12 protein-coding genes are annotated in these 12,374 nt (G+C 50.4%); 4 read left to right on the top strand and 8 right to left on the bottom strand.

Going from position 1 to position 12,374, the window contains the following annotated elements; translation table 11 throughout:
• Window positions 1-110 precede the first annotated feature (110 nt).
• The 3 genes from DFR28_RS09160 to DFR28_RS09150 all read left to right on the top strand — a co-directional run bounded on the left by DFR28_RS09160 (window position 111) and on the right by DFR28_RS09150 (window position 2,603).
• Window positions 111-1,058 (top strand): DnaJ C-terminal domain-containing protein, encoded by a 948-nt coding sequence (locus DFR28_RS09160; RefSeq protein ID WP_113954025.1) that lies wholly within the window; start codon window positions 111-113, stop codon window positions 1,056-1,058.
• A 2-nt stretch (window positions 1,059-1,060) separates the two neighbouring features.
• Complete coding sequence (locus DFR28_RS09155) at window positions 1,061-1,378, top strand: chaperone modulator CbpM (RefSeq protein WP_113954024.1); 318 nt, start codon at window positions 1,061-1,063, stop codon at window positions 1,376-1,378.
• Between the two features lie 64 nt (window positions 1,379-1,442).
• Window positions 1,443-2,603 (top strand): alpha/beta hydrolase family protein, encoded by a 1,161-nt coding sequence (locus DFR28_RS09150; RefSeq protein ID WP_113954023.1) that lies wholly within the window; start codon window positions 1,443-1,445, stop codon window positions 2,601-2,603.
• A gap of 123 nt (window positions 2,604-2,726) precedes the next feature.
• On the opposite strand, the gene katG is transcribed toward DFR28_RS09150, so the two are convergent.
• A complete protein-coding gene (katG, locus tag DFR28_RS09145) occupies window positions 2,727-4,928 on the bottom strand; it encodes a catalase/peroxidase HPI (protein ID WP_113954022.1) in 2,202 nt (733 codons plus the stop codon).
• A 290-nt stretch (window positions 4,929-5,218) separates the two neighbouring features.
• On the opposite strand from katG, the gene DFR28_RS09140 reads away from it, so the two are divergent.
• On the top strand, window positions 5,219-5,605 hold the full coding sequence (locus DFR28_RS09140) for a YchJ family protein (RefSeq protein WP_113954021.1): 387 nt from the start codon (window positions 5,219-5,221) through the stop codon (window positions 5,603-5,605).
• A 101-nt stretch (window positions 5,606-5,706) separates the two neighbouring features.
• Here the strand turns inward: DFR28_RS09140 and DFR28_RS09135 are convergent, their stop codons facing one another.
• Genes DFR28_RS09135 through mnhG form a run of 7 tightly spaced genes read right to left on the bottom strand, consistent with a single transcriptional unit; the run spans window position 5,707 to window position 12,371 of the window.
• Window positions 5,707-7,407: a Na(+)/H(+) antiporter subunit D gene (locus tag DFR28_RS09135; RefSeq protein ID WP_113954020.1), complete on the bottom strand. Its 1,701-nt coding sequence runs from the start codon at window positions 7,405-7,407 to the stop codon at window positions 5,707-5,709.
• The gene (locus tag DFR28_RS09130) at window positions 7,400-7,669 is read right to left on the bottom strand and encodes a hypothetical protein (RefSeq protein WP_113954019.1); all 270 of its coding nucleotides are present in this window, start codon (window positions 7,667-7,669) and stop codon (window positions 7,400-7,402) included. The genes DFR28_RS09135 and DFR28_RS09130 overlap by 8 nt, the downstream gene beginning before the upstream one ends.
• Window positions 7,666-9,135, bottom strand: a complete 1,470-nt coding sequence (locus tag DFR28_RS09125) for a proton-conducting transporter transmembrane domain-containing protein (protein ID WP_113954018.1) — start codon at window positions 9,133-9,135, stop codon at window positions 7,666-7,668. The genes DFR28_RS09130 and DFR28_RS09125 overlap by 4 nt, the downstream gene beginning before the upstream one ends.
• Window positions 9,132-10,640 carry a monovalent cation/H+ antiporter subunit D family protein gene (locus DFR28_RS09120; RefSeq protein WP_211316939.1) on the bottom strand — a complete coding sequence of 503 codons (1,509 nt, stop codon included), beginning with the start codon at window positions 10,638-10,640 and terminating at the stop codon, window positions 9,132-9,134. Before DFR28_RS09120 ends, DFR28_RS09125 begins: the two co-directional genes overlap by 4 nt.
• The gene (locus DFR28_RS09115; protein ID WP_113954017.1) at window positions 10,637-10,999 is read right to left on the bottom strand and encodes a cation:proton antiporter subunit C; all 363 of its coding nucleotides are present in this window, start codon (window positions 10,997-10,999) and stop codon (window positions 10,637-10,639) included. Before DFR28_RS09115 ends, DFR28_RS09120 begins: the two co-directional genes overlap by 4 nt.
• Complete coding sequence (locus DFR28_RS09110) at window positions 10,999-12,045, bottom strand: DUF4040 domain-containing protein (RefSeq protein WP_113954016.1); 1,047 nt, start codon at window positions 12,043-12,045, stop codon at window positions 10,999-11,001. Before DFR28_RS09110 ends, DFR28_RS09115 begins: the two co-directional genes overlap by 1 nt.
• On the bottom strand, window positions 12,042-12,371 hold the full coding sequence (gene mnhG, locus DFR28_RS09105; protein WP_113954015.1) for a monovalent cation/H(+) antiporter subunit G: 330 nt from the start codon (window positions 12,369-12,371) through the stop codon (window positions 12,042-12,044). The genes DFR28_RS09110 and mnhG overlap by 4 nt, the downstream gene beginning before the upstream one ends.
• Window positions 12,372-12,374 lie beyond the last annotated feature (3 nt).

The following is a 12,374-nucleotide window of genomic DNA, read 5'->3' as shown; positions in this document are numbered from 1 at the left end:
AATGGCTAGCTGCCGCACACTTTAAAATGGCTTCTGTTTAAAGTTATCAACAATGACTTTATATTAGGAGTAAGGTCACAAATCGGAACGAAACGTTATGTGGGCATAAGATGGAATATAAAGACTACTATCAAATACTCGGGGTCGAGCGTTCGGCAACGGGCGATCAAATTAAGTCAGCGTATCGACGTTTGGCTAGAAAGTACCATCCTGATGTAAGTAAAGAAGCCGATGCTGAAGCTCGGTTTAAGGAGATGAAAGAAGCTTACGAGGTACTTAAAGATGCTGATAATCGTGCCGCTTACGATAAGTTTGGTAAAGACTGGAAAGCTGGGCAGGACTTTCAACCGCCACCAGATTGGGCGCAGCAAACACGGCGACCACAGGGCGATTTTGACCAAACGGCAGGTTACAGCGACTTTTTCGATTCCTTGTTTGGCGCACGTGGAGGAGCTGATTTTGGTGGCCAATCACGCGGTAATATGCGCATGGACGGGCAAGATGTGAATGCCCGCATTACGGTCTCTCTGGAAGATGCATTTTCAGGCGCGACTAGACAGATTTCGATCGACCTGCCCGAGATGGATAGTTCTGGTCGTATGGTCAATCGACGTCGTAAGCTTAATGTCAAGATACCCAAAGGTATCCTTGCTGGTCAGCGAATCCGTTTGGAGAGTCAAGGTGGCGCGGGTATGGGGGCTGGTGCACAATCTGGTGACCTGTACCTGCAAGTTGATTTAGCGCCACATCCGATTTACGAGCCGCGTGAACGTGATATTTATGTGGTGCTGCCAATTACTCCGTGGGAGGCTGCTTTAGGTCGAACTGTTAAGGCGCCGACCTTGGCTGGTCCGGTCGATTTGAAAATTCCTGCGGGTTCTCAAGCTGGCAAGAAACTGCGTTTAAAAGGTCGAGGTCTACCAGGTAAGACACCTGGTGACGAATACGTTGAACTAAAAATTGTGATGCCGGCCACGGTAGATGACAAAGCAAAATCGCTTTATGAAGAATTGGAGCGAACACAGACGTTTAACCCACGATCTAGTTTGGGAGTGTAACGATGACTAATGTAACAAAAGATAGCTTAAGCGGAATTGTGCTGACCAAGCATATCTCGTTTACCACTAATGAGTTTTGTCGCGCATGTGGTGCCGATCAAACAATCGTTATTCGCATGGTTGAAGAAGGTGTAATTGAGGCGGCTGGCCCAGCTCCTGATTGGGAGTTCCATGGTGAAGCCTTGGTACGAGCTCAGCGTGCGATGCGTCTGATTGAAGACCTAGGCGTGAACTTAGCGGGCGCCGCACTCGCGTTAGACTTGCTTGATCGCATGGAAGAGCTGGAAGCAACGGCATTGCGAGTAGAATCAGGTTTATAACAAGGTTAGCCTGCGGTTTCCCACGTATAGGCTCATCATGTCGGCCTCATGCTAAGATTGAGATATGAAAATACTAAAAATTATTGCTAAGTGGACACTGTTATTTTGGACTGTGGTGGGCGTCGTGGTCGCGGGCATATGGTGGCTGAATGCGCCGGAAAATTTCGCTGAGAACAGTCAATCAGAGGCGAGACTCAATCAAGTGGATTATGCTGTTGAGCAGCTCGATTTGAAAATAATTGATGCTGGACGCCCGACACCAGCGATGGCTAAGTTCAAAGGCGATGACAAGCGCACACTCAATGGCACTGTTTGGCTTCCAAAAGGTGAGTCATCTGGGCATCCGTTAATCGTTTACAGTCATGGTTTTGGCGGTAATCAAAAAGAGAGTAGTCACGTAACTAAGTATCTTGCTGGGATTGGCTATGTGGTCGCTGCGGTCGATTTTCCGTTGAGTAACACGCGCTCTCCAGCCGGTATTCCACAACTGTTGGATGTGGTCAATCAGCCGGCCGATGTTCGTGCCGTGATTGATCATGTATTGGCGTTGAATGAGGACCCTAATAGCGAGCTTTATCAGCGGATTGATTCAAGCAATATTGGCGCGATGGGTTTGTCATTGGGCGGTTTAACTACCGCATTAGCGGCATTTCATCCAGACCTTATGGATAAGCGAATTAAAGCCGCTGTCATGATGGCGCCGCCGTTGGAGGCTTTTAGCGATCAGTTTTTTAATCGCAACGTCGAGGTGGCTTCGCTTTTAATCTCGGGCTCTATGGATCGAGTTGTGCCGGAGCCAGCGAATGCTACACAAGTTAGAGACCGGCATCCCAATGGATGGTTTTTAAGCATGGACAAAGGTACACACTTAGGCTTCGCCGACATTAGTAATCCGATACGTTGGATGGATAATCCCGACACATTCGGGTGCTTTTTTATGGGAATGATGTTGCCTCGGCTCGATTTGCCAGAACGGTGGAGTGCGGTGATTCCCAATACTGGGAATGTTCTGCGCGATGTGGTGGTGAACCCTCCTTGCCCTGAGTTGCCTGGTGAGTCAATGAATGGTTTAACCCAGCAATGGTTAACTCGGATCGCCGTTGGATCATTTTTTGATATGCATTTGAGGAACGGCGCTCGTGCGGAGTCAGCGACCAAATTTTTCAAGGTAGCGATGAGTGCCGAGAATCCGGAGATAAGCCTGTCGGTACCGTTTAAACGCTAGCGGTCATTTTCTTGTGGTGCCTTGTATCGCTCAAACAAAACGGCGCTCCTTATATTAAGCAGCGCCGTTCTTCTAATGCTAGACAATAATTATGTCTAGGAAATCATCCCATCTGTCGTTGAGTTAGTGTTGCGCTAAGTCAAATCTATCAGCGTTCATTACTTTGCTCCAAGCGGCAACAAAGTCACGATCAAACTTATCGCTAGAGTCACTCGATGCGTAGACTTCGGCGATCGAACGTAAGATCGAGTTTGATCCAAACACGAGATCTGCCCGAGTTCCGGTCCACTTTACGTTGTTGGATTCAGCATCGGAGTTCGCGTCTGTACCTTCGAAGACTTCCTCGGTTGAATCGGTAGCAGACCATACTGTGTTCATGTCGAGTAGGTTGACGAAGAAATCATTGCTGAGTGTTTCTGGTGACTGCGTAAATACGCCGTGTTTTGAATCGCCAGCATTGGCGCCAAGCACGCGCAGGCCACCAACTAGCACCGTCATTTCTGGTGCTGACAAGTTCAGTAACGATGCTCGGTCGATCAATAAGGCTTCGGTAGAGCGTGGGTCGTCGCTGTTTCTGTAGTTGCGAAACCCGTCATACTTGGGCTCGATCACATCAAAAGCGTCTACATCTGTGAGTTCTGCGGTGGTGTCAGTTCGACCAGGCTTGAATGGCACATTTACTCGGTTATTAGCCGCTTGCTCGATTCCGACCGATCCGCCCAGCACGATAAGGTCGGCAAGTGATACTTGCGTACCGTGTTGGTTGAAATCAGCTTGTACGGCTTCAAGTTCAGCGATCACTTTAGCAACCCCGCTGGAGGTGTGAATGTGCCAATCTTTATGTGGTGCTAGGCGGATGCGAGCGCCATTGGCTCCACCACGTTTATCGGAGTGGCGGTAGGTGGCCGCCGAGGCCCACGCCGTATTGACCAGTTGTGACACACTTAACCCAGTTGCCAATATTTTTTGTTTCAGCTCTTGGATGTCGGCATCGTTAATCATGGCACCTTGGTGCGCTGGAATTGGGTCTTGCCACAATAGCTGCTCGGATGGCACTTCTTCGCCCAGGTAACGTGAGATTGGCCCCATGTCGCGATGCGTTAACTTATACCAAGCTCGAGCATAAGCATTGGCAAATTCGTCGGGGTTTTCATGGAAATGTTTAGAGATTTTGGCGTAGTCAGGGTCGAGCTTAAGCGCCATGTCGGCGGTGGTCATCATCAAGGCTTGAGTCTGGCTAGCATCATGCGCTTTGGGCGCACGTGCGGCATGCGAGTCAGCCGTAGGAGTCCATTGGATGTGTCCTGCGGCACTGGTGGTTTGCTCCCACTCATAACCGAGTAGGGCATCAAAGTAGCCCATATCCCATTGTATCGGATTGACTGTCCATGCACCTTCAAAGCCGGCCGTTGTTGTGTCATCACCTTTGCCGGTTTTAAATGTGCTTTTCCAGCCCATTCCCATTGCTTCAAGGCTCGCGCCTTCAGGTTCCGCACCAAGCAAGTCTTCAGGACCAGCCCCATGGCCTTTGCCAAAGGTATGACCACCGGCGACTAAAGCGACGGTTTCATAGTCATTCATGGCCATGCGTGCAAAAGTATCGCGCACGTCAAATGCTGATTTTAATGGATCGGGCTCACCATTCGGGCCTTCAGGGTTAACGTAGATTAAGCCCATCTGAACCGCGGCTAACGGGGTTGCTAATGCGCGGTCGTCGCCATAGCGGTTGTCATCTAACCATTCGGTTTCGGGGCCCCAATATATATCTTCTTCTGGTTCGAATACGTCCTCGCGACCGCCTGCGAAACCGAAAGTTTTAAAGCCCATGGATTCCATTGCGACATTGCCGGTTAGGACCATTAAATCAGCCCACGAGATGCTGTTGCCGTATTTTTGTTTGATCGGCCATAATAGGCGTCGTGCTTTATCGAGGTTGCCATTGTCTGGCCAGCTATTGAGCGGTGCAAATCGTTGTGAGCCGGAACCCGCGCCTCCGCGTCCATCATAGGTTCGGTAGGTGCCGGCGCTGTGCCACGCCATGCGCACAAATAGGCCACCGTAATGCCCATAATCGGCTGGCCACCATTCTTGGGAGTCAGTCATAAGGTGAGTAAGATCCTTTTTGAGCGCTTTTAGATCTAGGCTTTTGAACGCTTCAGCATAGTTGAAGTCTGCATCTAGCGGGCTGATCTGAGGCGCGTTCTGGCTTAAGATCTTCAGATTCAGTTGATTCGGCCACCAGTGCTGATTGGCTGAGCTGCCGGTTGCCGCCTGTTTATTGGGGCCATGCATAACTGGGCATTTTCCAGTTGTATGATCGTTCATGTGTGTCTCCGTAAAATGATGGTTGCGCGTTAGAGCAGCGCAGGTGCTGTAGTAACTATACTTATATTTATACCTAAACGGTTTAGATAAGTGAAATCGATAATTTCTCTAGCAGTTATCGTTAAAACCGATTGCGTGGCGCTAAGCAGGTTTGGTTAGCGTCAATAGCCGGTCACGATGGCCCAGAGATTGTGTTCAGGTCGTTTAGTGGGGCAGCAAAGTCATAGTGTTGCATACGTTTATGCTAGAGTCGCCGGAACCCAAAATTGCGCTAACTTTCTCTTAATCTTATGACAACGACTTGTCCGTGTAATCCTAACAAACTATTTAGTGAGTGCTGCCAGCCACTGTTAATTAAGCAGCGTGTAGCCAAGACGCCGGTACAACTGATGCGCTCACGCTATAGCGCGTATGCATTGGGAGGCTATGGTGAATACTTGTTGGAAACCTGGTTGCCAAGTGATGCGTCCAATTTGACCGCGGTGGACCTATCGGTTCGATCGTTTGACTGGCAGGGGCTTACGATTTTGCGCAAAAGCCAACAAGGAGATGTTGGGCAAGTTGAGTTTCAAGCACGCTTTGTGGAACACCAAGGGCAGCAGTCTGTGCATCACGAAAAATCGCTATTTCGCCGTATTGCCGGACGTTGGTATTATGCCGGTGTGGCGGAGACTTAGCGTTCCTGTGTGTTCAGAATCGCAGCACGTTGAGTGAGCTTACTGGCTATTAATCAGGGTGCGCGCTCTGTCTATCTGCGATATTAGTCTACAAAGTTGGTCTAGAGCACATATACCAGCACGTATGCTGTTAGCAGTATGGCTATCCATAAAGCGGTTGTTCCGATACTCCAGGCCCGTGCAAATACACCTGCTCTAGCGCTATGAGGGTTGTCGCTGAAGCGCGCTTGCGCACCTAACTTCAAGGCGGCGAGTAGCTTGTCAGTTAACTGCCCAAGCTTGGTTTGGACGCTTATGATTATCGCAGTGCACCATCTTGCCACGCGATTGAATAAGACCCGCCATAGCCAGTCAGTATCGAGACTGATGGTCAGTGTGCGTTGCATTAGCGGCAGCAATAAGAAGAATGCGAGGCCTGAAAATAGCAATAGTTGTAAATAGAACACTACCTTCGCCGCGCTGTAAGCCGTGTATTTAACGGTATACGGTAGTAACTGATAGAAGGTATTTGGGAAAATTCCTATTAGCAGGCAAATCGCCGAAAATATTACCATCGCCGCGGCCATATTCCATGGGGCGTCTTTGGGCCGTAGTCCGGAGTCTTTTTGAAAGAACACAAACCACGGGAATTTAATGCCAGCATGTAAAAATACGCCAGCCGATGCAGCAGCAAGTAGCATGTAGACTACGGCTAAACCCTCGTAAGCCGCCGCTTGAGAAATCATCGTCTTGGTTGTGAAGCCAGAGGTCAGCGGAAATCCTGAGATAGCGAGCGCGCCAATGATGCCGCAAATGGTAGTTAGTGGCATGGTACGGAACAGGCCGCCAAGATCAGTACATTTAGATTTTCCGGTGCGGTAGACCACTACACCAGCACTCATAAACAGCAAAGCCTTATAGATTATATGTGCAAAGGCGTGAGCAGCAGCGCCATTCAATGCTAATTGAGTACCGATACCAATACCGCACACCATAAATCCGACTTGATTGACAATCGAGTAAGCCAGGATCCGGCGCGCATCATTTTCCAGTAGTGCGTACAAAATTCCGTACATCACCATAAACAGTCCGACGCCAATCAATACAGGCTCGCCGGGGAACAATAGAATGAGAGCGAGAACCGCGGTTTTGGTCGTGAATGCTGACAGAAAGACTGAGCCGGTTGGGCTGGCCTCTGGGTAAGCATCCGCTAGCCATGCAGATACCGGTGGTGCTGCTGCATTGATGAGAATGCCAATGAGTACCATCCACGTGGCGAAATTAGTAGCCAACATTGGTTGCATATCCACTGAGCCGGTTTGCACTGCGATACCATCGATACCAACTTTAAGGATGATGCCGCCCAATAGATGCATGATGGCATAGCGGATGCCGGCGGCCTGAGAGTCGCTGGTGCCGCCGCACCAAACCACCACTGTTGAGAAGATCGCCATCAGCTCCCACCAGACAAACATTGAGATGAGGTCTCCTGAAAAGCATACACCGACGGCGCCCGCCGCATAGGCTTGCGCTGCCGCGAGTTCGGCTGTTTTAGCGTGGCGAAACGCATACAGCCCGCCGCCGAAAGACATAATGGCGAAGATCGTCGCAAATAGGCGACGCACAGCGCTGCCCTCGACTGGCTCAATTTGGTAGTCGATAAAGGTAAAAGTCGATACCACACCGTCTGGCACCAGCCAGATTGCCCATAGCGTGGCCAGCGGTGCTGCCAGAATTACGGCGGTACGCAGGTGTCCGCGGGTTAGTGGTGTGAGTAGTGCACCGGCGAGCAGAAAGAGGGCTGGAGGTAGGAAATCAATCATCAGATGTTCGATCTCTATAGTAGTTTTGATCGCGTTTCAGTACGTAGCCGAGCGCTTTAGCAACAAGTACCATCGCGAGGCAGGCAAAAAAACCGTAGATAGCACCGAAGCCAAGCCAGCCGTCGACACCAAAGTAGCCCTTCGCTGGGAATGCTAGTTGAGCGAGTACTGTCGCGGCTAATACGGCAATAAAAATACGCCATAACAAGCGAATAGTGGAGGCTCTAACTAACCAATGATCAGTCTTCGAGTTATCGGTCATGGCATACCCTGCACGAGTTGCGTCTCGAGTATAAGAAGTGGACTGTTAAAAAAGAATAATAGTAAGGTCAAGGCGGCCGTAATGGTCAACGCTAACACGGCAGCAAACGGTGCTTCGCCATGCTCGCGCGGTGGGGCGGTATCTTCCTTAGTAAACCATGCTAGGTAGATGATCGGCAAAAAGTAAGCTGCGTTAAGTGCGGTACTTAATATGATGGTCGCAATCGCCACATAATTTTCGGCTTGTAGTGAGCCGGCTAGGATATACCACTTGGAAATGAATCCCCCAGTCGGCGGTACGCCAATCATACTAAGTGCGCCAATAGTAAAGGCGGTCATAGTCCATGGCATACGGTGGCCGATACCGCGCAGCTGAAAAATTTCAGTTTTCTTCGACGCTGTGTAAATAGCTCCTGCTGCAAAAAATAACGTGATTTTGCCGAAAGCGTGCGCCACCATGTGCATCGCTGCACCAACTTCACCAAACGGTTTGAGCGTTGCCGCAGCCATGAGCACGAAAGAGAGTTGACCGATGGTCGAATACGCCAGCATGCGCTTGAGATTAGTTTGTCGCAACGCAACTAAGCTTGCGGCGATTACGGTGAAGGCGGTGATATACAGCAGCCAGCCACCACTAGGTTCGGCGAAGAGAAAGTCGATACCAAATATATAAACGATTACTTTGGTAACCGTAAACACGCCAGCTTTGACCACTGCAACCGCATGCAATAGCGCGCTCACGGGGGTTGGGGCGACCATTGCTGCGGGCAGCCATCGATGCACAGGCATGACCGCAGCCTTGCCGATGCCGAACACAAATAAGCCTAATAGTAAGCCTACCGCCGGACCCTCTAACTTGCCGTCGAGAATACCGCCGACGGTAAAGGTGCCAGTTCCTGCAATGAAATAGGTCCAGATGATGGCAGGCAGCAGCAGGCCAATTGACGTGGTGAGCAAGATACTGAGGTAAATGCGTGCCGACTGTACTGTTTTGGCATCACCTTTATGAGATACCAGCGGAAAGGTTGAGAGCGTTAAGATCTCGTAAAACAGAAATAAGGTAAATAAGTTGTCGGCAAACGCGATGCCCATTACCGCACTGATCGCAATCGCAAAGAATATATAGAAACGAGTTTGATGTAACTCTTGGTTACCCCGCATATAGCCGATGGAATAGATGGAATTAACAATCCATAGCATCGAGGCGAGTGCCGCGAACAGCATGCCGAGTGGCTCGACGGTGAATGCAATATCAATGCCAGGCAACACTTCGGCGACACTGATTGATGGCCGCTCACCAGCCAGTAGCGCAGGCAGTAAACCCCAAACGGTCCATGCCAATGTGCCGGCGGTTATTAGTGTGACGGCTTCACGCACATTATTGTTGATGCGTGATGCTAGCGCAATGCCGAGCGCGCCGGCTAGTGGCAGCGCTAGTGACAATAGAATGGCCGTACTCGAACTCATGGCACGTACCTCAGTAAGATCTCAGCAGCATTTGACGATAATGTAACGGGAAGCGATGGCGCCAAGCCGTAATAAATATTGGCTAGTGCTGCGACCCAAGTTACCGCGAGTAAAACTGATGGCGCTTCACGTGTCGTTGCGGTTTCGAAATCTTGCGCATCGGGTTTTGCATCACCAAAGTATGCCGGCTCGATCACTCGCCAGACGTAGACTAGTGCCATCAAGGAGCTAGCAACAATCACGGCGATCAGCGCTATGCCAATCGTGCCTTGCTCCAAAGCCGCGGTAATTAGATACCATTTGCTAATAAAACCAGCGGTGCCAGGTACGCCGACCAGACTAAATCCGGCCACTACAAAAGCGCCCATGGTCCAAGGCATGTGTTTTGCTGCATCAGCAATATTGTTCAAGTGCAGGCCAGAGTGACGCATTGCCAAGCAGGTTATTGCCAAAAACAAAGTGCCCTTAGCAAGCGCGTGATTGAACATCAGTACCACACTTGCGGTTAAACCCGCTGCGCTTATCAGGCTGGCGCCAAGTAGAATGTATCCAATCTGTGCTACTGAGGAGTAGGCAAAAAGACGTTTGAGGTTGGTTTCGAATAGGGCTACGCCAGAGCCAATTAAAATGGCTAACACGGCGAGTGGCATCAGGAAGTACGAAAACTGCAATTCATGGCCAACCAAGTTTGGTTGGAAAACGAAAAAGTCAAAGCGTAGCAGTAGGTACAGCGATACTTTTGTTGCGCAGGCGCCGAGAAACACGGTGACGACATTCGGTGCGTGTGTGTAGGCATTCGGTAGCCATACGTGCAATGGGAATACCGCGGCTTTAAGAGCCAAGCCGATAGTTATAAAGCCGGCCGCAACTAAGATCGGTTTTTGATCGGCGACTTCCTGAATTCTCAACGCCATATCGGCGAGGTTTAGCGTTCCGGTCATTAAGTAAATGAGTCCGACACCGATGAGGTAGAAGGTTGCCCCAATGGTGCCCATGATCAAGTACTTGAACACAGCGGGTAGTGCGCGACGGTCTCGGCCACCGGCGATAAGTACGTAACTCGCTAGGGATGAAATTTCCATAAACACAAAGACATTAAATGCGTCCGCTGCGACCGGAATTCCGACCAGGCCGGCCAGCGCCAACAACCATGCTGCGTAAAACAACGGTTGTCGTTCTTCCTCGATGTCGGCGTCAAGGCTGCGACGCCCACCAAGTAAGGCGAGCGCTGAAGCGCCAGTAATTACTAACAATAGTAATGCACTAAAAGCATCGACTCCGAGTTCAATTCCATAGGGCGCAGGCCAATTCCCCATTTGGTATGTAAACGTTTGGCCGTTGAGTACGCCCAGCGTGAGCATAATGGCAATCGCGAATGCAAATAAGCTGGCAGCTAGCGCCGCGGCCCAAGCTAGGCCGCGCGGCCGTAACAGCAGTGCCAGCGGGGCAGTGAGCATAGGCACGATAACCTGCAAGGCAGGTAGATGGACACTCCAGTCAATCACCGTCGGTCAATCTCCTGAATATCGTGCTCTTCAATCGAGCCGTATTCTTCTTTAATGCGAACCACGATGCCCAGACCTAGTGCAGTGGTAGAAATACCAACGACAATAGCAGTGAGAATCAGGACCTGCGGTAATGGGTTGGAAAACACGGCATTGTCGATGCCGGCTTGAATAATCGGCGCGGTGCCACCTTCGACTTTGCCCATAGTGATATAGAGCAAGAAAACCGCCGCTTGGAAGATTGATAAGCCAATGAGTTTCTTAATTAGATTGGACTTTGCGATTACCGCGTAAAAGCCGATCATAAGAAGAACCGCAAAGACCCAGTAGTGAAAGAGGTCAAGTACCAGTAAGTCCATTAAATTCTCCGACGGCCAGCAAAGGCATGAAATATGCTGAGGAGCACGCCGGTGACGGTAATACCGACGCCAGCTTCTATTACAATGATACCGATGTGTTGCCCCGCAATAGGGTCGGCAGCTAGCACGGAGTAGTCAAGGAAATTGCCACCAAGTAGTATGGTGGCAATGCCAACTGCGCCGTAGAGCAGGGCACCTCCGGCAATCAGTCCGGTGAGCACCGATTGCGGTATCACGCGTAACGCCTGAGCCTCTCCTTCGAGTAGTGCATAGAGAATTATGGCTGCAGCGATAATTGCACCAGCCTGAAACCCACCGCCAGGGCCGTAGTCGCCATGAAACTGCACATAGAGTCCAAATAATAGAATAAAAGGAATTAGTAATCGGCCGACTACTCGAGGTATTAGAAAATGTCGTAGGCCTTCGCTTTCTTCGGCGACTTCGGTGTCTTTCGCCTTAGCTAAAGTCCGTTTGAAGTTTTGTTGAATGCCTTTAGAGCCTGGTTGCGGAATCGGTTTTCGGCTCGGGGGCGAGACACTGAACAGAAATAAGATCCCAATGCCTGCCGTAAACACAACGAAAACTTCGCCCAATGTATCGTAGCCGCGAAAGCTAGCCAGAACTGCGGTTACTACATTGGGAATATCAATCGCCTCACGCGTAGTATCGAAATACCAAGGGGCGACGTGTTGGTGGACCGGAGCCATGGGGTCACCAAAGCGCGGTTTGTCAAAAGTGGCGTAGATCACAATCAATGTGGTGACAACCACAACGCCGAGTGCCACAAATCTATTGGATGAGCGAGAGTGCTCATGCTCGCCAGTGAGTGCCAACGCGCCGAGAAACAGTACGGTAGAAATACCAGCTCCGATAGCGGCTTCGGTTAGCGCGACGTCGGCGGCATCCAGTAAAAAGAAATTGGCGGCCATCAACAGGCTAAAAATACCGCTGAGGACTACCGCTACGAAAAGATGTTTGGTGTGTACCATCGCGAGTGCGGTGATCACCATAAGTGTCAGCAAAAAGACGCCAAAAAGCACAGTCATTTTGGTTGTTCCTCGTTCGGCTTGGCTGCGTCGTTAGCACGTTGACCAGCGAGTAGCGCGGCGCTTGCTAGCGCGTTCGACGCGGTTGGACTGGTCAAGAGTAAAAACAGTAAGGTGGCGGCGAGCTTGACGGCCGCAAGTGAAAGGCCAGCCTGCAACATAATGCCGACAATAATCATTATTGCGCCCATGGTGTCAGTTAAGCTCGCTGCATGGATGCGCGTATAAAGATCGGGCATGCGTAACACGCCAATTCCACCGATGAAGACAAACACACCGCCAACCGAAAGCAGCGCCCAACTGGCGATGTCTAGAAAAAGTTCCATACT

This window comes from Arenicella xantha (genome assembly GCF_003315245.1).
GTDB classification, from domain to species: domain Bacteria; phylum Pseudomonadota; class Gammaproteobacteria; order Arenicellales; family Arenicellaceae; genus Arenicella; species Arenicella xantha.
The sequence above is the reverse complement of the archived record's forward strand: the minus strand, read 5'-3'. Positions and strand labels throughout refer to the sequence as shown.

What these genes read in the sequence shown, in the direction of transcription:
- DFR28_RS09155 (WP_113954024.1), top strand. Translation starts at nt 1,061, where the DNA reads ATGACTAATGTAACAAAAGATAGCTTAAGCGGAATTGTGCTGACCAAG.
- DFR28_RS09130 (WP_113954019.1), bottom strand. Translation starts at nt 7,669, where the DNA reads ATGACCGATAACTCGAAGACTGATCATTGGTTAGTTAGAGCCTCCACT.
- DFR28_RS09125 (WP_113954018.1), bottom strand. Translation starts at nt 9,135, where the DNA reads ATGAGTTCGAGTACGGCCATTCTATTGTCACTAGCGCTGCCACTAGCC.
- DFR28_RS09150 (WP_113954023.1), top strand. Translation starts at nt 1,443, where the DNA reads ATGAAAATACTAAAAATTATTGCTAAGTGGACACTGTTATTTTGGACT.
- mnhG (WP_113954015.1), bottom strand. Translation starts at nt 12,371, where the DNA reads ATGGAACTTTTTCTAGACATCGCCAGTTGGGCGCTGCTTTCGGTTGGC.
- katG (WP_113954022.1), bottom strand. Translation starts at nt 4,928, where the DNA reads ATGAACGATCATACAACTGGAAAATGCCCAGTTATGCATGGCCCCAAT.
- DFR28_RS09115 (WP_113954017.1), bottom strand. Translation starts at nt 10,999, where the DNA reads ATGGACTTACTGGTACTTGACCTCTTTCACTACTGGGTCTTTGCGGTT.
- DFR28_RS09160 (WP_113954025.1), top strand. Translation starts at nt 111, where the DNA reads ATGGAATATAAAGACTACTATCAAATACTCGGGGTCGAGCGTTCGGCA.
- DFR28_RS09135 (WP_113954020.1), bottom strand. Translation starts at nt 7,407, where the DNA reads ATGATTGATTTCCTACCTCCAGCCCTCTTTCTGCTCGCCGGTGCACTA.
- DFR28_RS09140 (WP_113954021.1), top strand. Translation starts at nt 5,219, where the DNA reads ATGACAACGACTTGTCCGTGTAATCCTAACAAACTATTTAGTGAGTGC.
- DFR28_RS09110 (WP_113954016.1), bottom strand. Translation starts at nt 12,045, where the DNA reads ATGACTGTGCTTTTTGGCGTCTTTTTGCTGACACTTATGGTGATCACC.